The organism is Rhodopseudomonas sp., from assembly GCF_013377015.1.
Taxonomy (GTDB): domain Bacteria; phylum Pseudomonadota; class Alphaproteobacteria; order Rhizobiales; family Xanthobacteraceae; genus JARJEH01.
The window spans coordinates 246408-271608 of sequence record NZ_JACABA010000002.1; the positions used below are offsets into that span (position 1 = coordinate 246408).

21 protein-coding genes and 1 tRNA gene are annotated in these 25201 nt (G+C 63.4%); 19 read left to right on the plus strand and 3 right to left on the minus strand.

The window, feature by feature from the left end:
- Nucleotides 1-110 precede the first annotated feature (110 nt).
- From rpoZ to HXX15_RS09500, 14 genes are all read left to right on the plus strand, one after another.
- Nucleotides 111-503, plus strand: coding sequence for a DNA-directed RNA polymerase subunit omega (rpoZ, locus tag HXX15_RS09435; protein WP_296515373.1), 393 nt, complete (start codon nucleotides 111-113; stop codon nucleotides 501-503).
- 314 nt (nucleotides 504-817) lie between these two features.
- On the plus strand, nucleotides 818-3112 hold the full coding sequence (locus tag HXX15_RS09440) for a bifunctional (p)ppGpp synthetase/guanosine-3',5'-bis(diphosphate) 3'-pyrophosphohydrolase (RefSeq protein ID WP_296516893.1): 2295 nt from the start codon (nucleotides 818-820) through the stop codon (nucleotides 3110-3112).
- A 32-nt stretch (nucleotides 3113-3144) separates the two neighbouring features.
- Nucleotides 3145-3930 carry a pyridoxine 5'-phosphate synthase gene (locus tag HXX15_RS09445; protein WP_296515375.1) on the plus strand — a complete coding sequence of 262 codons (786 nt, stop codon included), beginning with the start codon at nucleotides 3145-3147 and terminating at the stop codon, nucleotides 3928-3930.
- The gene (acpS, locus tag HXX15_RS09450; RefSeq protein ID WP_296515378.1) at nucleotides 3927-4346 is read left to right on the plus strand and encodes a holo-ACP synthase; all 420 of its coding nucleotides are present in this window, start codon (nucleotides 3927-3929) and stop codon (nucleotides 4344-4346) included. Before HXX15_RS09445 ends, acpS begins: the two co-directional genes overlap by 4 nt.
- 274 nt (nucleotides 4347-4620) lie before the next feature.
- Nucleotides 4621-5379, plus strand: a complete 759-nt coding sequence (gene lepB / locus HXX15_RS09455) for a signal peptidase I (protein ID WP_296515381.1) — start codon at nucleotides 4621-4623, stop codon at nucleotides 5377-5379.
- Nucleotides 5376-6194, plus strand: a complete 819-nt coding sequence (gene rnc / locus HXX15_RS09460) for a ribonuclease III (RefSeq protein WP_296515383.1) — start codon at nucleotides 5376-5378, stop codon at nucleotides 6192-6194. The genes lepB and rnc overlap by 4 nt, the downstream gene beginning before the upstream one ends.
- The gene (gene era / locus HXX15_RS09465) at nucleotides 6187-7113 is read left to right on the plus strand and encodes a GTPase Era (RefSeq protein ID WP_296515386.1); all 927 of its coding nucleotides are present in this window, start codon (nucleotides 6187-6189) and stop codon (nucleotides 7111-7113) included. Before rnc ends, era begins: the two co-directional genes overlap by 8 nt.
- Before the next feature lie 11 nt (nucleotides 7114-7124).
- Complete coding sequence (locus HXX15_RS09470; protein WP_296515388.1) at nucleotides 7125-7505, plus strand: hypothetical protein; 381 nt, start codon at nucleotides 7125-7127, stop codon at nucleotides 7503-7505.
- Nucleotides 7506-7555: 50 nt separating this feature from the next.
- Nucleotides 7556-8305: a DNA repair protein RecO gene (recO, locus tag HXX15_RS09475; protein WP_296515391.1), complete on the plus strand. Its 750-nt coding sequence runs from the start codon at nucleotides 7556-7558 to the stop codon at nucleotides 8303-8305.
- 59 nt (nucleotides 8306-8364) lie between these two features.
- Nucleotides 8365-10623 (plus strand): DNA topoisomerase IV subunit A, encoded by a 2259-nt coding sequence (gene parC, locus HXX15_RS09480; protein WP_296515393.1) that lies wholly within the window; start codon nucleotides 8365-8367, stop codon nucleotides 10621-10623.
- Nucleotides 10624-10712: 89 nt separating this feature from the next.
- On the plus strand, nucleotides 10713-12152 hold the full coding sequence (locus HXX15_RS09485; protein WP_296515396.1) for a sodium:proton antiporter: 1440 nt from the start codon (nucleotides 10713-10715) through the stop codon (nucleotides 12150-12152).
- A 163-nt stretch (nucleotides 12153-12315) separates the two neighbouring features.
- A complete protein-coding gene (locus tag HXX15_RS09490) occupies nucleotides 12316-13305 on the plus strand; it encodes a hydroxyacid dehydrogenase (protein ID WP_296515399.1) in 990 nt (329 codons plus the stop codon).
- Between the two features lie 62 nt (nucleotides 13306-13367).
- The gene (locus HXX15_RS09495; RefSeq protein WP_296515401.1) at nucleotides 13368-14792 is read left to right on the plus strand and encodes an amidase; all 1425 of its coding nucleotides are present in this window, start codon (nucleotides 13368-13370) and stop codon (nucleotides 14790-14792) included.
- Between the two features lie 117 nt (nucleotides 14793-14909).
- Nucleotides 14910-15362 carry a hypothetical protein gene (locus HXX15_RS09500; RefSeq protein ID WP_296515403.1) on the plus strand — a complete coding sequence of 151 codons (453 nt, stop codon included), beginning with the start codon at nucleotides 14910-14912 and terminating at the stop codon, nucleotides 15360-15362.
- A 173-nt stretch (nucleotides 15363-15535) separates the two neighbouring features.
- Here the strand turns inward: HXX15_RS09500 and glnA are convergent, their stop codons facing one another.
- Nucleotides 15536-16945, minus strand: coding sequence for a type I glutamate--ammonia ligase (glnA, locus tag HXX15_RS09505; RefSeq protein ID WP_296515406.1), 1410 nt, complete (start codon nucleotides 16943-16945; stop codon nucleotides 15536-15538).
- A gap of 98 nt (nucleotides 16946-17043) precedes the next feature.
- Nucleotides 17044-17382, minus strand: coding sequence for a P-II family nitrogen regulator (locus tag HXX15_RS09510; RefSeq protein WP_074832548.1), 339 nt, complete (start codon nucleotides 17380-17382; stop codon nucleotides 17044-17046).
- Between the two features lie 419 nt (nucleotides 17383-17801).
- On the opposite strand from HXX15_RS09510, the gene HXX15_RS09515 reads away from it, so the two are divergent.
- Nucleotides 17802-19301, plus strand: coding sequence for an NAD(P)H-hydrate dehydratase (locus HXX15_RS09515; protein ID WP_296516895.1), 1500 nt, complete (start codon nucleotides 17802-17804; stop codon nucleotides 19299-19301).
- On the opposite strand, the gene HXX15_RS09520 is transcribed toward HXX15_RS09515, so the two are convergent.
- Complete coding sequence (locus HXX15_RS09520; protein WP_296515412.1) at nucleotides 19298-20623, minus strand: multicopper oxidase domain-containing protein; 1326 nt, start codon at nucleotides 20621-20623, stop codon at nucleotides 19298-19300. The two genes, HXX15_RS09515 and HXX15_RS09520, sit on opposite strands and share 4 nt — an antisense overlap.
- 149 nt (nucleotides 20624-20772) lie before the next feature.
- Between HXX15_RS09520 and HXX15_RS09525 the strand changes: the two genes are divergently transcribed.
- The 4 genes from HXX15_RS09525 to clpX all read left to right on the plus strand — a co-directional run bounded on the left by HXX15_RS09525 (nucleotide 20773) and on the right by clpX (nucleotide 24958).
- Nucleotides 20773-20857 (plus strand) — tRNA-Leu (locus HXX15_RS09525).
- A gap of 154 nt (nucleotides 20858-21011) precedes the next feature.
- A complete protein-coding gene (gene tig, locus HXX15_RS09530; protein ID WP_296516896.1) occupies nucleotides 21012-22373 on the plus strand; it encodes a trigger factor in 1362 nt (453 codons plus the stop codon).
- A gap of 303 nt (nucleotides 22374-22676) precedes the next feature.
- A complete protein-coding gene (locus HXX15_RS09535) occupies nucleotides 22677-23309 on the plus strand; it encodes an ATP-dependent Clp protease proteolytic subunit (RefSeq protein WP_296515414.1) in 633 nt (210 codons plus the stop codon).
- A 374-nt stretch (nucleotides 23310-23683) separates the two neighbouring features.
- Nucleotides 23684-24958 (plus strand): ATP-dependent Clp protease ATP-binding subunit ClpX, encoded by a 1275-nt coding sequence (clpX, locus tag HXX15_RS09540; protein WP_296515416.1) that lies wholly within the window; start codon nucleotides 23684-23686, stop codon nucleotides 24956-24958.
- Nucleotides 24959-25201 lie beyond the last annotated feature (243 nt).

Sequence of the window (25201 nt, forward strand, 5' to 3'; positions counted from 1 at the left end):
AACGGGCAGGGTGGGCAAGACAACAAATCGGTACTTGCGAAAACCGCCAACCCCCTATACCTACGCCGGATAACCAACATATTCGGCCCCAATTAACGGAGCGACAGTCGATGGCGCGCGTCACCGTGGAAGATTGCATTGATAAGGTCGACAATCGGTTCGACCTGGTGTTGCTCGCTGCGCATCGCGCCCGGATGATTTCGTCCGGTGCGCAACTCACGGTTGATCGCGATAATGACAAAAACCCGGTGGTTTCGCTGCGCGAAATCGCCGACGAGACGATTTCGCCCGAAGATTTGCGTGAAGAGCTCGTTCATTCCTTGCAGAAGTTCGTCGAAGTCGATGAGCCGGAGCCGGATACCATTCCGCTGATCGGATCGGCCGGCGCCAGCGTCGACGCCGACGATACGGAAGTGGCGGTCGAGCGGATGACCGAAGAAGAACTCCTGAAGGGTCTCGAAGGCCTTGCGCCGCCCGAGGAACAGCCCGAGGAAGACGAATAGCGGCGCATCCCCGTGCTGGCTTGAACCGCGCATTTCAAGCCAATTTATCTCAAATTTCAACGGCGCGGACCATGTCCGGGCCGCTTTCGTTGCTGCCGAGGGGGCAGGCGCCGAGCTAGGAAAGACCGATTGCCGCACTGTTGAGCTTTTTCACAAAGGCATGGCTTTCAACACCGCGAAACCCGACATTTTCCTGCCATTCTCAGCTTCACTTCAACGGAAAACGAACTACTGTTACGCGTGCGGGCTCCGGAAGCTCTGAATCCAACGATCCGTGATGTTTGCGGGCGAGAACCGCCATGAGGGTACCATCGATGGCGTATTGGCGCCGCAATTCCCGCCAGATGGAGGCCGCGAGCGGCGCGCTCGCTGTCGCCGTGCCGGAGGCCGTCCCGGTGAAACCGCCGCGGGCGTCGCGGGCGCGGATGATGCGGCAATACGACCTTGTCGAACTGGTGCGGTCGTACAATCCGAACACCGATGAGGATCTGCTGAATCGCGCCTATGTCTATGCGATGATGGCGCACGGGGAGCAGACCCGGGCCTCCGGCGATCCCTATTTCTCGCACCCGCTCGAAGTCGCCGCGATTCTGACCCACCTCAAGCTCGACGACGCCACCATCGTGGCGGCGCTGCTGCACGACACCATCGAGGATACCGAGGCCACCCGCACTGAAATCGACACCATGTTCGGGCATGAGATCGGCGCGCTGGTCGAGGGCCTGACCAAGTTGAAGCGCCTCGAGTTGGTGTCGCGGGAAGCCAAGCAGGCCGAGAACCTGCGCAAGCTGTTGCTGGCGATCGCCGCCGACGTCCGAGTACTGCTCATCAAGCTCGCCGACCGGCTGCACAACATGCGCACGCTGGAATTCGTCCCGCCGGCGTCGCGGCATCGGATCGCCGAGGAGACGCTGGATATCTATGCGCCGCTAGCTGGCCGCATGGGCATGCAGGAGATGCGCGAGGAGCTGGAAGAGCTTTCGTTCAAGACGCTCGATCCAGATGCGTTCGCAGTGGTGATGCAACGGCTCGATGCGCTTGCCGATCGCAACCGCAACCTAATCGGCGAGATCGAAACCCAGTTGTCGGCCAACCTGGCCAAGAACGGCATCGAGGCTGCGGTGACGGGACGGCGCAAGCGTCCATTTTCGATCTGGACCAAGATGGAGCGCAAGTCGATCGGGTTCGAGCAGCTGTCGGATATTTTCGGGTTCCGCGTGGTGCTGAAGGACGTCGCGGCCTGCTATCGCGCGCTCGGCGTGGTTCATACCACTTGGCCGGTCGTGCCGGGGCGGTTCAAGGACTACATCTCGACGCCGAAGCAGAACGACTATCGCTCACTCCACACCACCGTGATTGGCCCGGGGCAGCAGCGGGTCGAATTGCAGATCCGCACCGAGGAGATGGACCAGATCGCCGAAATCGGCATCGCCGCGCATGCGTTCTACAAGGACGGCGTCGGATCGCCCACCGAACTGTTGAAGCGCGAGTCCAACGCGTTCGCGTGGCTGCGGCACACCATCGAAATTCTGTCGGAAAGTTCCAACCCGGAGGAATTTCTCGAGCATACCAAGCTTGAGTTGTTCCACGACCAGGTGTTCTGCTTCACGCCGAAGGGCAAGCTGATCGCGCTGCCGCGCGCCGCCAATGTGATCGATTTCGCCTATGCGGTTCACACCGATGTCGGCAACAGCGCGGTCGGCTGCAAGATCAACGGCAAGTTCGCGCCACTGTCGAGCGAACTGCAGAACGGCGACGAGGTCGAGGTCTTGACCTCGGACGCTCAGTCGGCGCCGCCCTCGGCCTGGGAATCGCTCGCGGTCACCGGCAAGGCCCGGGCGGCGATCCGGCGCGCCACCCGCACCGCGGTGCGCGACCAGTATGCCGGTCTCGGGCGCAGGATCGTCGAACGGTTGTTCGCCCGCGCCAAGATCGAATACGCCGACGACAAGCTCAAGGGCGCTTTGCCGCGGCTGGCGCGCACCTCGATCGAGGATGTGATGGCGTCGGTGGGGCGCAGCGAGATGAAGGCCTCCGACGTCGCCCGCGCGATGTATCCGGATTACAAGGAGGAGCGCGTCGCGCGGTTCGGCGAGAAGAAGACGCTCGGCGAAAAGCTGAAGCTGAAATCGTCGGCCGGTTCGGCGCGCCGCGCCTCCGCGATTCCGATTCGTGGGATCAATTCCGACCTGCCGGTCAAGTTCGCGCCGAATGGTGGCGCGGTGCCGGGCGACCGGATCGTCGGCATCGTATCGCCGGGCGAGGGCATCACCATCTATCCGATCCAGTCGCCGGCACTGAAGGACTTCGAGGACATGCCCGAGCGCTGGCTCGACGTGCGCTGGGATGTCGATGAAACGACGCCGCAGCGCTTTCCGGCGCGGGTGTTCGTGCAGAATGTCAATGAGCCGGGCAGTCTGGCGCAGATCGCGACAGTGATCGCCGAACACGACGGCAACATCGACAACATCGGGATGTTTCGTCGCTCGCCGGATTTCACCGAGCTGACCATCGATCTCGAGGTCTATGACCTCAAGCATCTCAGCGCTATCATCGCCCAGTTGCGCGCCAAGGACGTGGTCGCCAAGGTCGAGCGCGTCAATGGCTAGTCTGTCCCCGTAAGTCCCTCCGCAGGTCCTGCATGCCCAAAATTCCTCCGCTGCGACTCGGAGTCAATATCGATCACATCGCCACGCTGCGAAACGCTCGCGGCGGTCGCCATCCCGATCCGGTGCGCGCGGCGCTGGCCGCGATCGAGGCCGGCGCCGACGGCATCACTGCGCATTTGCGCGAGGACCGCCGTCACATCCGCGACGCCGACATGGCGCGGTTGAAGGCGGAGATCTCAAAGCCGCTGAATTTTGAGATGGCGGCGACTCCCGACATGGTACGGATCGCACTGGCGACCAAGCCACATGCGGTCTGCCTGGTGCCGGAGCGGCGCGAGGAACTCACCACCGAAGGCGGCCTCGACGCGGTTGGTCAGCGCGAATCGCTGGCGCCGTCGATCGCGCGTTTCAACGACGCCGGGATCCGGGTGTCGCTGTTCATCGCCGCCGATCCGGCGCAGATCGAGATGGCATCGAAGCTATGCGCACCGGTGATCGAAATTCACACCGGCGCCTGGTGCGACGCCATCACTGACGGCGAGACGGCCAAGGCGAGCGCCGAGTGGCAACGGATCGTCGCCGGCGCCGCGCTGGCGCAATCGGCGGGGCTCGAAGTTCATGCCGGCCACGGGCTCGACTATGCGACCGCACAGGCCATCGCCGCGCTGCCCCAGATCGCGGAGCTCAATATCGGTTTCCACATGATCGGCGAGGCGTTGTTCGTCGGCCTTGGCGAAACGGTTCGCGCGATGCGCGCGGCAATGAACCGCGGCCGGCAATCGATCGTCGGTCATAGTCTTGCAGCGGGCAAAACATGATCATCGGCATCGGCTCCGACCTGATCGACATCACCCGGATTGCCAAGGTGATGGAGCGGCACGGTGAACGGTTCCTGGACCGGGTTTTCACCGACGTCGAACGCGCCCGGGCCGGGCGCCGCGACAAGCAGCCGAACATGGTCGCCGCCACCTATGCCAAACGCTTCGCTGCCAAGGAGGCCTGTTCCAAGGCGCTCGGCACCGGCATCCGGCAAGGCGTGTGGTGGCGGGATATGGGTGTGGTCAATCTGCGCGGCGGCCGCCCCACCATGGAGTTGACCGGCGGCGCCAAGGCGCGGCTTGACGCCCTGACCCCGGAGGGGTTTGAAGCCCGGATCGACCTGTCGATTACCGACGAATGGCCGATGGCGCAGGCTTTCGTCATAATTTCGGCGGTGATCGCGATCAAACCCTGAGCGCCCCCGCAACCATCGTCCCGATCCTGGACGAAACTAAAATCACTGATTTGTCATGGCATTAGCAAGTTTCCAGGGCTCCGTTGATTGCGTGCCCGGAAACAACGGTCTAAAACCAGCGCGGACCTGTAACGGGTCGAGTCAAGGCGGCGCCGGCATCGGCGATCGCCAGACTTGAGCTAACAAACGTCAACTTCTCATTGCGAAGCGGGCTCGCTTCTCCTGAGAACACTCTGCCACCGCGAGAGGAATCGCGAGGGGAATCGGGAAAGCGATGAGCGTGACATCCGGGACAAAAACTGAGAGCGGCGTCGGCGAGACGATACGCGTCGTCATCCACGCCTTGATCATCGCGCTGGTGATCCGAACCGTACTGTTTCAGCCGTTCAACATTCCGTCGGGATCGATGAAGGCGACGCTGTTGGTCGGCGACTATCTGTTCGTGTCGAAATATTCTTACGGCTACAGCCACTATTCGATTCCGCTGTCGCCGCCGATCTTCTCCGGCCGGATATTCGGCTCTGAACCGGCGCGCGGCGACGTCGTGGTGTTCCGGCTGCCGAAAGACGACAGCACCGATTACATCAAACGCGTGATCGGCCTGCCGGGCGACCGGATCCAGATGCGCGAAGGCCTGCTCCACATCAACGACAAGCCGGTGGTGCGCGAACGGCTGAGCGATTTCGTCGGCGAGGACCCCTGCGGTTCCGATGCCACCGCGCGGGTCAAGCGCTGGAAAGAGACGCTGCCGAACGGTGTGACTTATGAGTCGCTGGATTGCGTCGACAACGGCTTCTACGACAACACCAACGTCTACACCGTGCCGGCCGGCCACTTCTTTATGATGGGCGACAACCGCGACAATTCCACCGACAGCCGGGTGCTCTCGGCGGTCGGCTACGTTCCTTTCGAGAACATCATCGGCCGTGCGCAGATGATCTTCTTCTCGATCGCCGAGGGCGAACACGCCTGGCAGATCTGGCGCTGGCCGACCGCGGTGCGCTGGAATCGTATTTTCTCCATCGTGCGATGAAGCAGGAAGCCACCAACATCGATAGCTCCCCGAAAGCGGATGACGCGGCAGCGCAGCCGGCTGCTGCCGGCGAGCCCGCCGCGGCCAAGAAGCGGCGCAGCAAGGTCAGCGCCAAGGCCGCTGCCGCTGCGATCGAACAGCGGATCGGGCACGCCTTCGCCGATCCGGCGCTGCTGGCGACGGCGTTCACCCATGTGTCGGCGCTGAAATCGTCGCGCAACCGCGCCGACAGCTATCAGCGGCTGGAATTCCTCGGCGACCACGTGCTCGGGCTGGTGGTCTCCGACATGCTGTATCGCGCCTTCCCCAAGGCCGACGAGGGCGAATTGTCGAAACGGCTGGCCGATCTGGTCCGCAAGGAGACCTGCGCCGACGTCGCCAGGAGCCTCGAATTGCTGGAAGGCATCAAGCTCGGCACCGTCGGCGCCGGCGCTGGCGCTCGCTTACGCAAATCGGTGCTCGGCGACATCTGCGAAGCGGTGATCGGCGCGGTGTTTCTCGATGGCGGCTATCCGGCCGCGGCGAAGTTCGTCGAGCGCAACTGGATCGAGCGGATGCGCAAGCCGGTGCGGCCGTTGCGCGACGCCAAGACCGTGCTGCAGGAATGGGCGCAGGGCAAGGGATTGCCGACCCCGGTGTATCGCGAAGTCGAACGCACCGGGCCGCATCACGATCCGCAGTTCCGCGTTGCGGTGGATCTGCCGGGCCTGGCGCCGGCGGAAGGCGTCGGCGGCAGCAAGCGCGCGGCCGAAAAGGTCGCGGCGTCGGTGATGTTGGAACGCGAAGGCGTCAGCGCCGGCGGCAACGATGGATGAAACAATGAACGACGTGCCCGCGACTGCCACTCGCTGCGGCTTCGTGGCGTTGATCGGCGCACCGAATGTCGGCAAGTCGACGCTGGTCAACGCGCTGGTCGGCTCCAAGGTCACGATCGTGTCGCGCAAGGTGCAGACCACGCGGGCGCTGATCCGCGGCATCGTGATCGACAACAACGCGCAGATCATCCTGGTCGACACGCCGGGCATCTTCGCGCCGAAGCGCCGGCTCGACCGCGCCATGGTCCGGACCGCCTGGACCGGGGCGCATGACGCCGATCTGGTCTGCGTGCTGCTCGACGCCCGCGCCGGCATCGATCAGGAGGCCGACGTCATCTTCAGCAACCTGGCCAACGTCGGCCATCCGAAGATCCTGGTGCTGAACAAGATCGATCTGGTGTCGAAGGAAAAATTGCTGGCGTTGACTCAGAAGGCCAACGAGCGCCTGAAATTCGCCGAAACCTTCATGGTGTCGGCGCTGTCGGGTGACGGCGTCGACGATCTGCGCCGCGGGCTGGCGGCACGGGTACCTTTGGGCCCATTCCACTATCCCGAGGACCAGATGTCGGACGCGCCCTTGCGGCATCTGGCGGCCGAAATCACCCGGGAAAAGATCTTCCGGCAACTGCACCAGGAGTTACCGTATCAGTCCACGGTCGAGACCGACACCTGGACCGAGCGCAAGGATGGATCGGTGCGGATCGAGCAGACGATTTTCGTCGAGCGCGAAAGCCAGCGCAAGATCGTGCTCGGAAAGGCTGGCGCCACCATCAAGTCAATCGGCGCGGATGCCCGCAAGGAGATCGCCGAGATCGTGGGCCAGCCGGTGCATCTGTTCCTGTTCGTGAAGGTCCGCGAGGACTGGGGCGACGATCCCAATCGCTATCGCGAAATGGGCCTTGAATTCCCGAAGGAATAGCCAGCATCTCGATGACCATTCCCAAGAACGTGATCTGGTTCGAAGCCCTGCTGTATATGTCGCTGATACTCGACGCGCTGTCGGTGGCGTTCCAGGATCGTACGCCGACCGACGAGATGGCGCAGGGCGTTTTCGCGGTCGCCAATCTGATCGCGGCCTGCTTGATCCTGCTGCTGGTCTATCTGGTCCAGCTCGCAGCGCAGCGCCGTAAGAACTGGGCGCGCGGTGTGTTGGTGGCGTCGTTGGTGTTTTCCATCGTGTCGCTGACGCAGATCATCGGCGACACCGGGCTGCAGGGGGGGCTGCTGATCGATATCCTGTCCTGCGGGCTCACCGCCGCGGGCCTTTATCTCTCGTTCACGGGCGACGCCAAGGGTTGGTTCAATCAATAGTGCGGGTCGCCGTGGCTGCATGTGGCCGCGGAATCCTGTAGCATTGATCGATGGAATGGACCGACGAGGGCATCATCCTGGGGGTGCGGCGACATGGCGAATCGAGCGCCATCGTCGAACTGTTGACCCGCGGCCATGGCCGACATTTGGGCCTCGTGCGCGGCGGTGCCGGCTCGAAGCTGCGGCCGCTGCTGCAGCCCGGTAACAGCGTTTCCGCGGTGTGGCGGGCGCGGCTCGACGAGCATCTCGGTTACTATCTGCTCGAAGGCACGAGGATGCGGGCTGCGACCGTGCTGGCCTCTAGCCATGCGGTCTATGGCGTGACCCATCTGGCGTCGCTGGCGCGGCTGTTGCCCGAGCGCGATCCGCACGAAGACATCTACGAGATGCTGGAACGTACGCTGAACGATTTCGACGACGTCGGCGACGCCGCCACCCATCTGATCCGGTTCGAACTGGCGATGCTGGCCGAACTCGGCTTCGGCCTTGATCTGTCCAGTTGTGCGGCAACCGGAACCACGTCGGAGCTGATCTACGTCTCGCCGAAATCCGGCGGCGCGGTGTCGCGGGCGGCCGGCGAGCCTTGGCGCGACAAGCTGCTGCGGCTGCCGCCGTTCCTGCGCGAGGACAATGGCGGCCATAACGGCTGGTCCGACCAGGATCTGCAGGACGGCTTCGACCTGACCGGCCGGTTCCTGCTCCGCAACGTGCTGGAGCCGCGCGGGCAGGGCCATTCCGACGCCCGCGACGGCTTCATCAATGCTGTGACGAAGCATCTGGCGCGGGTGGCAATTCTTTGATTTTCCAGCGGTTTGACGAGCGGCTTGTCGAAACAAGCGTCAGAGTCTAACCCCTCCCCATGGGAAAACGACTGATTCCGCCGGAGCCGGCGGAGATCCATGATGTGCAGCTGCGCGAGGCGCTGGAAGAGCGCTACCTCGCTTATGCGCTCTCGACCATTATGCACCGGGCGCTGCCGGACGCGCGCGACGGCCTGAAGCCGGTGCATCGCCGCATCCTCTACGGCATGCGCTTGCTGCGGCTCGACCCCGGCACGCCGTTCAAGAAATCGGCAAAGATCGTTGGCGACGTGATGGGCTCGTTCCATCCGCATGGCGACCAGTCGATCTACGACGCGCTGGTGCGGCTGGCGCAGGATTTCTCCTCGCGCTACCCGCTGGTCGACGGCCAGGGCAATTTCGGCAATATCGACGGAGATAATCCCGCCGCCTACCGCTACACCGAAGCGCGCATGACCGATGTCGCGCGGCTGCTGCTCGACGGCATCGACGAGGACGGCGTCGCGTTTCGCCCGAATTATGACGGCCAGTCGAAAGAGCCGATCGTGCTGCCGGGCGGATTTCCGAACCTGCTCGCCAACGGCGCGCAGGGCATCGCGGTCGGCATGGCGACCTCGATCCCGCCGCACAACGTCGCCGAACTCTGCGACGCCGCGCTGCACCTGATCGAGAAGCCGGAGGCGAAATCCAAGGCGCTGCTGCGCTGGGTCAAGGGTCCGGACTTTCCGACCGGCGGCATCATCATCGATTCCAAGGAAAGCATCGCCGAAGCCTACATGACCGGGCGCGGCTCGTTCCGCACCCGCGCCAAATGGAGCCAGGAAGAGGGCGCCCGAGGCACCTGGACCGTGGTGATCACCGAGATCCCCTGGCTGGTGCAAAAATCGCGGCTGATCGAAAAGATCGCTGAACTCTTGAACGAGAAGAAGCTGCCGCTGGTCGGCGATGTCCGCGACGAATCCGCCGAAGATATCCGCGTGGTGATCGAACCGAAATCGCGCGCCGTGGATCCGGAACTGCTGATGGAATCGCTGTTCCGGCTGACCGAGCTGGAAAGCAAGATCCCGCTCAATCTCAACGTGCTGGTGAAGGGCCGGATTCCCAAGGTGCTGGGCCTTGCCGAATGCCTGCGCGAATGGCTCGACCATCTGCGCGACGTGCTGCTGCGCCGCTCGAACTATCGCAAGGCGCAGATCGAGCATCGGCTCGAAGTGCTCGGCGGCTATCTGATCGCCTATCTGAACATCGACAAGGTGATCAAGATCATCCGCACCGAGGATGAGCCGAAGCCGGTGTTGATGAAGGCGTTCAATCTCACCGACATTCAGGCCGAGGCGATCCTGAATATGCGGCTGCGGTCGTTGCGCAAGCTCGAGGAATTCGAGATCCGCACCGAGGACAAGAATCTGCGCGCCGAGCTGAAGGGCATCAACGCGATCCTGAAGTCCGAGCCCGAGCAATGGGCCAAGGTCGGCGAGCAGGTCCGCAAGGTCCGCGACATGTTCGGGCCGAAGACCGCGCTCGGCAAGCGCCGCACCATGTTCGCCGACGCGCCGGAGCACGATCTCGCCGCGATTGAAGAAGCCTTCGTCGAGCGCGAGCCGGTCACCGTGGTGATCTCCGACAAAGGCTGGGTCCGCACGTTGAAAGGCCATGTCGCCGATCTGTCGGGGCTGGTGTTCAAGCAGGACGACAAGCTCGACAAGGCGTTTTTCGCCGAGACCACGTCGAAGCTGCTGCTGCTCGCCACCAACGGCCGGTTCTACTCGCTCGATGTCGCCAAGCTGCCAGGCGGTCGCGGCCATGGCGAGCCGATCCGGATGTTCATCGACATGGAGCAGGACGCCGCGATCGTGGCGCTGTTCGTGCACAAGGGCGGTCGCAAGTTCCTGGTCGCCAGCCATGACGGCCAGGGTTTTGTCGTCGGCGAGGACGATTGCGTCGGCACGACCCGCAAGGGCAAGCAGATCCTCAATGTCGAGATGCCGAACGAGGCGCGGGCGCTGACCGTGGTCGGCGAGAGCCACGACACCGTGGCGGTGATCGGCACCAACCACAAGATGGTGATCTTCCCGCTCGACCAGGTGCCGGAGATGGCGCGCGGCCGCGGCGTCCGGCTGCAGAAATACACCGGCGGCTCGTTGTCCGACGTCGCCACCTTCAACGCCAAGGAAGGCCTCGGCTGGCGCGATTCCGCCGGTCGCGACTTCAGCATGACCATGAAGGAACTGGCGGAATGGCGCGGCAACCGCGCCGATGCCGGGCGCCTGGCGCGCGGTCTGCCGAAGTCGAACAAGTTCGGTCGCGGCATCGAATAGGCCGCCTGCGCTTTGATCGCGCCATATGTCGCAGGCGCCTGCCGCATTAGCCTTTGCGCCGGCGCGCGAAACATTCTTGGAATGGCGCAATGATTCAACTTTGTTTCAGGCTTTGCCGGCTGCTGGTGCCGGTACTCGCGATCTCGATGGCGCCCGGTGCCGCGCACGCCGCTGCGGAACTCGACGGCGCCGCGATGAGTTGGCCGTGGGCGGTGCCGTTCGCCGGCGTCCTGTTGTCGATCGCCACCGGGCCGCTGCTGTTTCCGAAAATCTGGCACGCGCATTACGGCAAGATCGCCGCCGCCTGGGCACTGCTGGCGTTGCTGCCAATCGGGGTGTTGAACGGCTGGTCCTTGATGCTGGCATCGCTGGTGCACGCGCTGCTGGCTGAATATCTTAGCTTCATTGTGCTGTTGTTTGCGCTCTACACCGTCGCCGGCGGAATCCTGGTCACCGGCACGATGCGCGCAACGCCGCTGCTCAACACCGCGCTGCTGGCGCTCGGCACCTTGTTTGCGAGCATCATCGGCACCACCGGGGCCGCGATGATCCTGATCCGCCCGCTGATCCGCGCCAACGCGAACCGTCCGACCAACGTCCACGTCATCGTGTTCTTCATCATCCTGGTCGCCAATGTCGGCGGTGCGCTGTCGCCGCTCGGCGATCCGCCGCTGTTCGTCGGGTTTCTGCGCGGCGTCGATTTCTTCTGGCCGCTGCAGCATCTGTGGCAACAGACGCTGATCGTCGCGCTGTGCCTGCTCGCAGTGTTTTACGCGCTCGATCGCTGGCATGCCCGCAAGGAGCCGCCGAGCGGCGGAGCGGCAGCGCCAGAGCCGATCGGACTGCGCGGCGGCGTCAACTTCGCGCTGATCGGATTGATCGTCGCGGCGATCCTGCTGTCGGCGACCTGGCAGCCCGGCATCGTATTCGATGTTTATGGCACCAAGGTCGCATTGCAGAACCTGGTGCGCGACGGCGCGATCCTGATCCTGGCCGTGCTGTCGTTGTGGCTGACCGCCGACGAGCACCGCTCCGCCAATGATTTCTCCTGGGAGCCGATCCGGGAGGTCGCCAAGCTGTTTGCCGGAATCTTCGTCGCCATCATCCCGGTGCTGGCGATGCTGAACGCGGGCAAGGCCGGCATCTTCGCGCCGCTGTTGTCGGTGGTGACCGGCGCCGATGGTGCGCCGCGCGAGGTTCCGTATTTCTGGTTCACCGGGCTGTTGTCGGCCGTACTCGACAATGCACCAACCTATCTGGTGTTCTTCGAACTGGCCGGCGGCAACCCGGCCGAACTGATGGGACCGCTATCCGGTACGCTCGCCGCGATCTCGATGGGGGCGGTGTACATGGGAGCGCTGACCTATGTCGGCAACGCGCCCAATTTCATGGTCTACGCCATTGCCTCGGAACGCGGCATCAAGATGCCCGGCTTCTTCGGCTACGCATTGTGGGCGAGCGTCGTGCTGCTGCCGCTGTTCCTGCTGCTGACCTATCTGCCGATCGTGCCGCATCTGGGATTGCACTGAGCCGTCGCGCGCTGCGCCGCGGCGAACGCGCGGATTCGGGAGATCGTCGGCAAGCTTCAACGTCCGCGATTGGCGGTGGACCCCGACAAGACGCACCTGCTAAATGAGAGCATCGGCGCCGCCATATGACGGCAGCACCACAAGAAACGTTCGAGGGCAGGGAATGGCGTCCAACAAGAAGAAACTGCTGATCACGGAGTCGATGTCGCTGCGGGGCAGGGCGCTGTTCGACGAACGGGCCGATATCGAAACCGTCGAATTCTCCAATATGATTTCCGCGCCCGATTTCGAGGCGTTGTTGCAGCAAGAGGCCCCGGTTCACGGCGTGGCGCTCGGCGCGACGCGGTTCGGTGAGCCCGAACTCGAGGCCTCCAAGGAAATGAAGGTGGTGGCGCGGATCGGGGTCGGCTACGACGCCGTCGACGTCGCCGCGCTCAGCCGTCGCAAGGTGCCGCTGATGGTGGCGGGCACCGCGAATTCGCCCTCGGTCGCCGAACAGGCGCTGTTCATGATGCTGACGCTGGCCAAGCGCGGCGTCGAACTGCATGCGCTGGTCAAGACCGGCGGCTGGAGCACCAGGCTCGGACTGTTGCCGTTCGATCTGTTCAGCAAGACCGTGCTGATCATCGGCTTCGGCCGGATCGGCACCCGCACTGCCAAGCGTTGCCTGGCGATGGAGATGCAGGTGCTGGTGTACGACCCCTACAAGTCGGCCGACGAGATCAAGGCCGCCGGCTGCGAGAAGGTCGACGACCTCGACGCGGCGCTGCCGCGAGCCGATTTCGTCAGCATTCATTGCCCGAAGAATCCCGAGACCACCGGCATGTTCGATGCTGCGCGGATCGCGCGGCTGAAGCCGACGGCTTATCTGATCAACACCGCGCGCGGCGGCATCGTGGTCGAGAAGGCGCTGTACGACGCGCTGGTGGCGGGCAAGCTCGCCGGCGCCGGGCTCGACGTGTTCGAGGTCGAGCCGCCGCCGCATGGCCATCCGCTATTCGAACTGCCGAACGTGGTGATCGCCCCGCATGTCGCCGGCGTCACCCGCGAAGCGCTCGACCGCATGGGCGAGCAGACCGCGCGCAACATGCTAAGCGCGCTCGACGGCGAGCCGATCCGGCAGAACGTGATCAATCAGGACGTGCTCGCCTAAGCGCGCCCGATCGCCACCGCGGGCTGGGCCGCAGCGATCCCTTTCATCCGCTGGGGAAATTCATGTCGATCAAGGAATATGCCGACCATGACGGCGTCGGCCTCGCCGACCTCGTCCGTCGCAAGCAGGTCAGCGCGCTGGAATTGCTGGAGGAGGCGATCGCCCGCACCGAACAGGTCAATCCGAAGCTCAACGCCGTGGTGGTGCGGCATGACGGCTACGCCCGCAAACAGATCGAGGCCGGGCTGCCCGATGGGCCGTTCACCGGAGTGCCGTTCCTGCTCAAGGATCTCGACCTGCTGGCGGGGACCCGGACTACATTCGGCGCCAGCCTGTTCAAGGACAATGTCGCCGACCACACCGGCACCTTGGCCCAGCGCTTCCTCGACGCGGGACTGACGATCTTCGGCAAGAGCGCCAGCCCGGAATTCGGCTTGATGCCGACCACCGAGTCACGGCTGCACGGCCCGACCCGCAATCCCTGGAACCCGGCACATTCGTCTGGCGGCTCGTCCGGCGGCGCGGCGGCGGCGGTGGCCGCGCGCATCCTTCCGGTCGCCCACGCCAGCGACGGCGGCGGTTCGATCCGGATTCCGGCCTCGGCCTGCGGCGTGTTCGGATTGAAGCCGACCCGGGCGCGCAATCCGAGCGGTCCTGACCGCGGCGAGGGCTGGGGCGGGTTGTCCTGCGGTCATGTCGTGAGCATCAGCGTGCGCGACAGCGCGGCGATGCTGGATGCGATCCACGGCCCGGAGCCGTCGAGCCCCTACGTCGCGCCAAAGCCTGAGCGGCCGTTCGCCCAGGAAGTCGGCCGCGATCCAGGCCGGCTGCGGATCGCCTTCACCGACAAGTCTCCCTATGGCGACCCGATCGACGTCGAGGTCGCCGCGGCGGTCCGTGATGTCGCCAATATGCTCGTCGGCCTTGGCCACGATGTCGAGGAGCGCGCCCCGGCGCTGCCTGCCGATCCGGCGGCGGTGATCGCGACCATAGTCGCCTGCAACACCGGTCTCACCGTGCAGCTTGCCGAGCAGGCGCTCGGCCGCGCGGTCACCGACCGTGACTTTGAGATCCTGACCCTGGCCAGCGCCGCCAACGCCCGCCAGGCCAGCGGGATCGACTATCTGGCGGCACAGCTCGCGGCGTTCCAGATTTCGCGCAGCCTCGCCGGCTTCTTCGAGGGCTGCGATGTGTTCCTGTCGCCGACACTATGCACGCCGCCGGTTCGGCTCGGCGAGATCGATACCATGACCAACGATCTGTCGGGGATCGGGCCGATCCTGCGTCGCTACATGCCGGGCACTAGCATGTTCAACATGTCCGGGCAGCCGGCAATGTCGGTGCCTCTGGCCTGGAGTGGGAGCGGGCTGCCGATCGGTATGATGTTCGCGGCGCGGTTCGGCGACGAGGCAACGCTGCTCCGGCTCGCAGCCCAACTGGAGCAGGAACGGCCGTGGAAGGCCCGGCGGCCGCCGATTTCCGCCTAAAGACTCGCCGACCCAAGCCTAAAAAAGCCATACGTATCCTGGAACAACAACCTGGATTCGGCGTTCACGCGCCGGAGTGGGCCAGATATTTACGATTGCTTCTCGGGGGACGAGTCGTTGAGTCAAAATGATCCGACCGATCAAACGCTCGCGGTGATCGCCAGCATCTTCGAAAAGCCGGAGGTCAAGCCGGAGGATCATCGGCATCCGACTGAGTCCGGCTCCGATGCCGTCGATCCAGCCGAAAGTGCCCTCGTGGCGCCCGCAACTCTCGCAACCGCCGCGGCTGCGAAACCGGCATTGGCCGATATCGATGGCTATTCAAAATACGGTCCCGGTCCGCTCGATTCGCTGCGGTTCAAATGGACCGCGCGTTTCGACGGCAACAGCCACTACTATGTCGACGAGACGATCGGAACCACGTCGCGGCCGATCAGCAGCGGACCGATGCCACGGGATGAAGTGGTCGCATTCATCGACGAGCGCGAGCGCGAGGCGAAGCGGCGGTTCGAGGCGCTGCGAATTCAGATGACCTCGGGGCCGTCCGAGCGCGGCCAGGACGACGGCTAGCGATGGCGAGGAATAGGCGTCGGTCTGCATCGTCTGAGCCAGCTCGAGCAATGATTACGCAACAACGCGCCTGACAAGACCCGAAAATTCCGCAAAACAAAAAAGAAGGCGCCCCGCGAAGGGCGCCTTTGTCGTTTCAGTGCCGCATTTCGCGGGCGTTGCCCGCGAATCGCTTACTGCGAGTAGTACATGTCGAATTCGACCGGATGCGGGGTCATTTCGAAACGCATAACTTCGGTCATCTTCAGCTCGATGTAGCTGTCGATGAAGTCGTCGTCGAACACGCCGCCGGCCTTCAGGAAGCCGCGGTCCTTGTCGAGGTTTTCCAGCGCTTCGCGGAGCGAACCGCACACCGTCGGGATCGACTTCAACTCTTCCTTCGGCAGGTCGTAGAGATCCTTGTCCATCGCCGGACCCGGATCGATCTTGTTCTTGATGCCGTCGAGGCCGGCCATCAGCATCGAGGCGAAGCCGAGATAGGGGTTCGCCATCGGATCCGGGAACCGGACTTCGACGCGCTTGGCCTTCGGGTTGGTGGTGTAGGGAATGCGGCAGGAGGCCGACCGGTTGCGCGCGGAATAGGCCAGCAGCACCGGCGCTTCATAGCCCGGGACCAGACGCTTGTAGGAGTTGGTCGACGGGTTGGTGAAGGCGTTGATCGCCTTGGCGTGCTTGATGATGCCGCCGATGTAGTGCAGGCAGGTTTCCGAGAGATCGGCGTATTTGTTGCCGGCGAACACCGGCTTGCCGTCCTTCCAGATCGACTGATGCACATGCATGCCCGAGCCGTTGTCGCCATAGACCGGCTTCGGCATGAAGGTAGCGGTCTTGCCGTAGATGTGCGCGACCTGATGGATGCAGTACTTGTAGATCTGCATCTGGTCGGCCATGTGGGTGAGGGTGTCGAACTTCATGCCGAGTTCGTGCTGGGCGGAAGCCACTTCGTGGTGGTGCTTTTCGACCTTGACGCCCATCTTGGCCATCGCGCCGAGCATTTCGGATCGCATGTCCTGCACCGAATCCTGCGGCGGAACCGGGAAGTAGCCGGCCTTGGTGCGGATCCGGTGGCCGAGATTGCCGCCTTCATATTCGGTGTCGGAATTGATCGGCAATTCCGAGGAGTCGAGCTTGAAGCCGGTGTTGTACGGCGTGGTCTGGTAGCGCACGTCGTCGAACACGAAGAATTCAGCTTCCGGGCCGACGAACACGGTGTCGCCGACGCCCATCGACTTGACCATGGCTTCGGCCTTCTTGGCGATGCCGCGCGGGTCGCGGTTGTAGGGCTCGCCGGTCGAGGGCTCGAGAATGTCGCAGGTGATCACCATGGTGGTTTCTGCGAAGAACGGATCGATCGTCGCGGTCGACGGATCCAGCATCAGCATCATGTCGGACTCGTTGATCGCCTTCCAGCCGGCGATCGAGGAGCCGTCGAACATGGTGCCTTCGGCGAACATGTCCTCATCGACCATCGAGACGTCGAAGGTGACGTGCTGCCACTTGCCGCGCGGATCGGTGAAACGCAGGTCGACGTATTTCACGTCATTGTCCTTGATCGATTTCAGGACTTCTTTTGCGGTCGTCATGATTACCCCTTGTGTCTACGGTCGGTGTCTACAGGCGTGGTAAAACAGCAGCCGCAAGCGGCCGCCGAGTGAAGTCGTGATGGTGATAGGCCGTCGGGTTAGATGGCGTCCAGTCCGGATTCGCCCGTTCTGATGCGGATAGCCTCTTCAATATTTGAAACAAAAATCTTGCCGTCGCCGATCCGGCCGGTCTGGGCGGCGCGCCGTATCGCATCGATGGCTTTTTCCACCAGGTCATCGGAGATCACAATCTCGATTTTGACCTTGGGCAGGAAGTCGACGATATATTCCGCACCGCGGTACAACTCGGCATGCCCCTTCTGTCGCCCGAAGCCTTTCGCCTCGGTGACGGTGATGCCCTGCAGTCCAACCTCCTGAAGTGCCTCTTTCACTTCGTCCAGTTTGAACGGCTTGATAATGGCTTCGATCTTTTTCACTTAGACTCTCCCCGACCTTCGAACTTCCTAGGTCAACATGCTTATTACAGATCGCGCGGCGTTGCGCGTTTGATCGATAACTCCGCTGGTCGGATGGGTGAGCAGCGCCGCTGCCCCCCGGGAAAATCGTTTCCGCGAGAGAAGTCGGGCGCGCGCAACCCCTGCAATTGCAGGCGAGCGCGAGGGATCGAAACATGACTTCCGTAAAAGCAGGGTCCATGCCAAGTTCACAAGGCGGCTGATTTTAGAGCGTTATCAGATTATTAAGAGCACCGCTGCGTAGACTTTGGTGGTCCTGCGAACGACGTGCTGTCTAAAGTAATGGCACGAAGCTCAAACTGTAGGCAACTTGATTCGATTGGTTTGACTTAGTTGGGATTCCACTGCCTCACGATAAGGCGATGAACTGGGATTTGGGCATGGAACTGCTGACTCCTGCCGAGATGGATCGCGCGGACCTGCTGACGATCTCTCACGGCTCCTCCGGATTTGCGCTGATGCTGACGGCGGGACGGCATGTTGCGCGCGCCGCGATCGAGCTCATCGAGGTGGGGCCGATCCTGGTTGTGGCCGGTCCCGGCAATAACGGCGGCGATGGCCTGATTGCGGCCACGGAGCTGGTTGCGCTAGGTCGCAGCGTCACGGTGATGCTGCTCGGCGAGCGCGACGCACTGAAAGGCGACGCGGCGCTGGCCGCGCGGGAGTGGAAGGGCCCGTTGCTGCCGTTCCTGCCGCAGTCGATCGGTGCGCCGAGCCTGATCATCGACGCGCTGTTCGGCTCCGGCCTGAACCGATTGGTCAAGGACGATGCGCTGGCGATGATCGAGGCGACCAACGCGAGCGGCATTCCGGTGCTGAGCGTCGACCTGCCGAGCGGCATCAACGGGGCTACCGGCGCGGTGATGGGCGCCGCGATCCGCGCCCGCGAGACCGTCACCTTCTTTCGCCGCAAGCCCGGCCACATGCTGCTGCCCGGACGACTGCACTGTGGCCGTTTGCAGGTGGTCGATATCGGCATCGACGCCAGCGTGCTCGACGAGATCCGGCCAATGGCCTTCGTCAACGATCCTGACTTGTGGCTCGGTTCATTTCCGGTGCCGCGGGTCGATGGCCACAAATACGGCCGCGGCCATGCCGTCGTGATCTCCGGCAAACTGTCGCAGACCGGCGCGGCGCGGCTGGCAGCCCGCGGCGCGCTGCGGGCAGGAGCCGGACTGGTCACTGTCGCGTCGCCCGGCGATGCGCTTGCGGTCCATGCCAGCGCCCTGACCGCGATCATGCTGCGCCAGATCGATACGCCGGAGCAGTTCGCCGAGCTGGTGGCCGATCGCCGCTTCAACGCCTGCGTGATTGGTCCGGGCGCCGGCGTCGACGACCGTACCCGCAGTCTGGTGCTAGCGGCGCTAGCGGCCGGGACCGGGACGGTGCTCGACGCCGACGCGCTGACCAGTTTCGCGGGAGGGCCGGAAGAGTTGTTCGAGGCGATTAAATCTGACAGTAATCCAGAGGTTATCCTTACCCCTCATGAGGGAGAATTTCCTCGTCTTTTCAGTGATATGAGCAACAAGAATCCACTTCGATCAAAACTTGAAAAAGTTCGGATAGCGGCGCAACGCTCCGGGGCCGTCGTGCTGCTCAAGGGGCCCGACACGGTGGTGGCGTCGCCGGATGGTCGCGCCGCGATTGCGGCCAACGCGCCGCCATGGCTGGCCACCGCGGGGGCCGGCGACGTGCTGTCGGGCATCATCGCGGGGATGCTGGCGCAGCGCGTGCCGGCATTCGAAGCCGCCTGCATCGGCGTCTGGATCCATGGCGAGGCTGCCTGCGAGGCAGGGCCGGGCCTGATCGCCGAGGACCTGTCGGAAGTGCTGCCGGCGATATTTCGGCGGCTCTATGACGATCTCGGGATCGAGTATTAGAGCACGGCGTAGTTGCGCAGCAGCCGCGGCGCCGACCAGTTTGCCGCCATCGCTTCGATCAGCCAGAGCCCGGCGAATTCGGCCACGAAGGCGATCCGCTGGGTCTGGCCGGCGTCGATCGCCAGCGTATCCAGCCAGAACGGTTTCCAACCGTCATCAAGCCGGTCGAGCAGCCGGAAATGATGGCCGTGCAGATGGAATACCACCGGGTTCGCGGCGCGATTGGTCAGCGCAAGCACCACGGCCCGGCCGCGCTTGACCTGAAAGGCCGGCGCGGCCGATGGCACAAAGCCGTTCGGGAGGCTCCAGTCCTGTGCGATGCCGAGCGCCAGATCGACACGCAAGGCGCTCTTGAGGTCGATCCGGGCCGGCAGGCCGTTGTCCGGCAGGCTCGCGAGGATCGGCAGCGGCGCTTCGCGCAGCGGCGAATCGCCGGAATAGAGCAGCCGGACGATCAGGTAGGCGCGCTTGCCGTCATGCAGGCTGATCGGAAAACTTGTCCCTGCGGCCTTGGTCGCATCGACGAAGGCGTCGATCCGGGTGCCCGGCGCCAGCACCAAGGTGCCATCGCGGGCCAAGAACGGCTCCGAGGGCTGCCCGTCGAGGGCCATCACCCGGACCTCGTGTTCTGCGATTTTAACGGCGATCACATTGCGTTGGCAGCCATTGATGAAGCGGAGCCTCAACCTGACGTTGGTGCGGACGCCAAGGTCCAGCCCGGGCTGGCCATTGACGGTGTAGCTCGGCTCGGCATCGGCGGTTTCGGTGCCGGGCGGCAATGCGCGGCCATCCGGCCCCAGCCGCCAATCCTCGATCAGCACCACCTCGTCACGGTCCACCGCAACCGCTTCGCTCTCCTGGACGATCAGGGCCTGCGCCGGCATCGGCGCGTCGTCCGTCAGCAGCCGTAGATCCAACATAAGTGTCCCGGCGTGACGCAGCGCGATCGCGAACTCATCCTGTCCACCCGGCGCCACCGGTCGCCGCGCCGTCAGCGGTTCGGCAGCGAGCGCGCCCTCGATGCCGTGCCAGTTCAGGATCGCCGGCTGGGCGAGCTTGTTTTCGAATCTCACGGCGAGTTCGTCGCCGCGCTGGAACCGCATCGGACCAGATTCAATCGGCTGCAGCGACGATATCCGGGTCTCGGGCGCGCCAGGCCGCAGCGCCGCCAAGGCTGGCTTCGCCAGCAGGGTCACGGCCTGGCGTGCCGGCGTGGCGGCGTAAGCCGGCGAACCGATGCCGAGGCCGGCGCAGCTCAGCCCGGCGCCGCCGAGTCGGGCCAGCAGGCCACGCCGCGTGATCGCAAAACCAGGATATGTCATGCTCGATGCGGACCATTTTCCCGCCGCGCTGTCCAGTATCTGGCGGATCGCCCGGCTGGGGCTTGTGCGGGGATTTTTTTGATGCGAAGCGTCGCACGCATGTTATAAGCCCGCCGCCCGCGGCATCGCGGTCGGACATGATGCTCCTCGCGGGCGTGGCGGAACTGGTAGACGCGCTGGATTTAGGTTCCAGTGACGAAAGTTGTGGGGGTTCGAGTCCCTCCGCCCGCACCAAACGCCACTCGCGTTTGCGCATGACGAATTTCCGGAGGACATATTCCGCAAGGGTATCCGTCCGCCAAGCCACCGGTGCAGGCTTACGCCGCGCATCGATCAGATTGACAAGGCCGGTCGCCGAACCGGACCAAGCGGGAAGAAGATGGACGCCATGCAGGTCAAGGAAACCGTCGCGGACGGATTGAAGCGCGAATTCCAGATCAGTGTCCCGGCCGCGGACATCGACGCCAAAGTCGATGCGCAGCTGGTCGACATGAAGGACAAGGTGAAGCTGAACGGCTTTCGCCCGGGCAAGGTGCCGGTCGGCCATCTGAAGCGACTCTATGGCCGCTCGGTCGCCGCCGAGACCATCGACAAGCTGATCCGCGAGACCAATGACGCGATCTTCACCGAGCGCGGATTCCGGCTCGCGACCGAGCCGAAGATCACGATGCCGACCGAGCAGGCCGAGGTCGAGCAGATCCTCGCCGGCAAGTCCGATCTCAATTACACCGTCGCAATCGAAGTCGTGCCGGCGATCGAACTGGCTGATTTCAAGAGCTTTTCGGTCGAAAAGCCGGTGGTCGAAGTGACCGATGCCGACGTCGAGGAGGCGATCAAGCGGATCGCCGAGCAGAATCGCGCGTTCGCCGCCAAGGGCGAGGGCGCCAAGGCGGAAACCGGCGACCGGGTCACGGTGTCGTTCAAGGGTACGATCGACGGCACGCCGTTCGACGGCGGCACGGGCGAGGGCATCCAGGTGCTGATTGGCTCCGGGACCTTCATTCCCGGCTTTGAGGAGCAATTGATCGGCATGGCCGAGGGCGAGACTCGCACCCTCAAAGTGTCGTTCCCGAAGAACTATGCCAGCGAGAAGCTTGCCGGCCAGCCGGCCGAGTTCGAGACCACCGCCACCCTGGTCGAGGCGCCGCAGCCGGTCACGATCGACGACGAATTCGCCAAGACGCTCGGCCTGGAATCGCTCGACAAGCTCAAGGAAGCCGCGCGCGAGCGGCTGACCGCGGAATTCGCCGGCGCGACCCGGCAGCGGGTCAAGCGGCTGCTGCTGGATCGGCTCGACGAGGCGCACAAGTTCGAAGCCCCGCCATCGCTGGTGGCGCAGGAATTCGAGCTGATGTGGAATTCGGTCAAGGCCGAGATGGCGTCGAATGCCAAGACCTTTGCCGACGAGGACACCACCGAGGAAGCCGCCAAGGCGGAATACCAGACGATCGCCGATCGCCGGGTCCGGCTTGGACTGGTGCTGTCGGAGATCGGCGAGAAGAACAAGATCACCGTCACGGACGACGAAGTCAGCCGCGCGGTGATCGAGCGGGCGCGACAGATGCCTGGCCGCGAGAAGGAAGTCTGGGACTATTATCGCAGCAATGCCGAGGCGTTGGCCCAGCTTCGTGCGCCGATTTATGAGGACAAGGTGGTCGACTTCATCCTCGAACTCGCCAACGTGACCGAGAAAAAGGTCACCCGCGACGAGCTTTACAAGGATGAAGACGCCGACAAGACCGCCGCCTGAGCCTGCCTCGGATGAATACCTGGATGGGCGCTGCGGCTCGGTCGCGGCGCCTATCGTTGTTAAGGGCTATCCCCGTTAAGGATGTGCCTTGAAAGGCCCGTCGAACAGAGCGCATTGCTTTGCGGAGGCGGTGCGAATCGGTTTGACTTGGCTTCGAACGAGCCCCGCCCTTGTCGCCGGTCATTCGGCTCATATCTGTGAACTCGCTTCAAGTCCTGCATCACGGGACGATCGCCCATCCGGCACGGCTGAGATTCCGCCGGTGCCGATGGACCTTCGCCTCCGCCAACCTTCAGGTGAATTATGCGCGATCCGGTAGAAACCTACATGAACCTGGTCCCGATGGTGGTCGAACAGACCAACCGCGGCGAACGGGCCTACGACATCTTTTCGCGTCTCCTGAAAGAGCGGATCATCTTTCTGACCGGGCCGGTCGAAGACGGCATGTCGACGCTGACCGTTGCGCAGCTGCTATTCCTCGAGGCCGAGAATCCGAAGAAGGAAATCTCGATGTACATCAACTCGCCGGGCGGCGTGGTGACGTCGGGTCTGGCGATCTACGACACCATGCAGTTCATCCGCCCGCCGGTGTCGACGCTGTGCACCGGGCAGGCCGCCTCGATGGGCTCGCTGTTGCTCGCCGCCGGCCACCCGGACATGCGGTTCTCGCTGCCGAACTCGCGAATCATGGTGCACCAGCCCTCCGGCGGGTTCCAGGGGCAGGCGACCGACATCATGCTGCACGCCCAGGAGATCCTGAACTTGAAGAAGCGACTCAACGAAATCTACGTCAAGCACACCGGGCAAACCTACAAGGCGATCGAGGATGCGCTGGAACGCGACAAATTCCTCACCGCGGATATGGCCCGTGACTTCGGCATCGTCGACAAGGTGATCGACAAGCGCTCCGAGGAATCGACGCCTAAAACCCCCTGATCGGGCCGCGTTGGCGTCGAATCGATGCAGAATCGCCGAATGTTCCGCTTTCGTGCTGTCGGGCGCGTGGCAATCTCGCAACGCTGCCCTGATTTCCACGATGCGGGGTCGCGTATTTGCGGAAAATCACGCTATTGTCACGCAATCCGGCCTACGGCCGATTAGCGAAATCTTGATAGTCGGGTGACACCATGATTGGCTGAACCTGATCGACGAAAGTGTTTGGGGGATTCGAATGGCCGCGATTCGCGCGGTCAGAGAGCGCAGGGGTCTTTTCTGGTACAGATTTTGCTCCATTTAAAGATAATCATCCCGGCAAGTTGCCGGAATGGGGCGGTCGAGCAGACGAGACCAAACGGCGGACGGAGACAGAAATGAGTAAGGTCGGTACGAGCGACTCCAAGAACACCCTCTACTGCTCGTTCTGTGGAAAGAGCCAGCACGAGGTCCGCAAGCTGATTGCCGGACCCACGGTTTTCATCTGCGATGAATGCGTGGAACTGTGCATGGACATCATTCGCGAGGAAAACAAATCCTCGCTGGTGAAGTCGCGAGACGGCATTCCGACCCCGAAGGAAATCTGCAAGGTTCTCGACGATTACGTGATCGGCCAAAGCCACGCCAAGAAGGTGCTCTCGGTCGCCGTGCACAATCACTACAAGCGGCTCAATCACCAGACCAAGCACAACGACGTTGAACTGGCGAAGTCGAACATCCTGCTGATCGGGCCGACCGGCTCGGGCAAGACGCTGCTGGCGCAGACGCTGGCGCGGATTCTCGACGTGCCGTTCACGATGGCCGACGCGACGACTTTGACCGAAGCCGGCTATGTCGGCGAGGACGTCGAAAACATCATTCTGAAGCTGCTGCAATCGGCCGACTACAATGTCGAACGGGCGCAGCGCGGCATCGTCTACATCGACGAAATCGACAAGATCTCGCGCAAGTCGGACAACCCCTCGATCACCCGCGACGTGTCGGGAGAGGGCGTCCAGCAGGCGCTGCTGAAGATCATGGAAGGCACGGTCGCGTCGGTGCCGCCGCAGGGCGGCCGCAAGCATCCGCAGCAGGAGTTCCTGCAGGTCGACACCACCAACATCCTGTTCATTTGCGGTGGCGCGTTCTCGGGTCTGGAGAAAATCATCTCCGCGCGCGGACGATCGACCTCGATCGGCTTCGCGGCCCAGGTGCTAGCACCGGAAGATCGCCGCACGGGCGAAATCTTCCGCCACGTCGAGCCCGAGGATCTGTTGAAGTATGGCCTGATCCCGGAATTCGTCGGTCGTCTGCCGGTTGTGGCGACGCTCGAGGATCTCGATGAGGCCTCGCTGAAGAAGATCCTGACCGATCCGAAGAATGCGCTGGTGAAGCAGTACCAGCGGCTGTTCGAGATGGAGAATATCGAGCTGACCTTCGCCGACGAAGCGCTTGGTGCGATCGCCCGCAAGGCGATCGAACGCAAGACCGGCGCGCGCGGCCTGCGATCGATCCTGGAGAGCATCCTGCTCGAGACCATGTTCGACCTGCCGGGCCTCGAAGGGGTCGAGGAAGTGGTGATCTCGCGCGAAGTCGTCGAGGGAACCGCCCGTCCACTCTACATCTACGCCGACCGCTCGGACCGCACTGCGGAGAGCAGCGCCAGCGCCTGATCCGGGGCTTGAGCGGCAGGTTCGAAACAGGCTGCTGCCGGGACTCTCGGCAGCAGCGGTGGTGCGATGATGCTCGCCATATTACCTTGTAGAACAGCGTTTTTACCCGGCTTGACACCCCCACGGTCGATAGCCACCTAATACTGGCGGCGATGACAATCGTTATCAAGATTCGCCGTCATCAATTCCGGACGAGTGGAGCCTGACCCGGCCGAACGAGCCGGTAAACTTGGCACCTTGTGG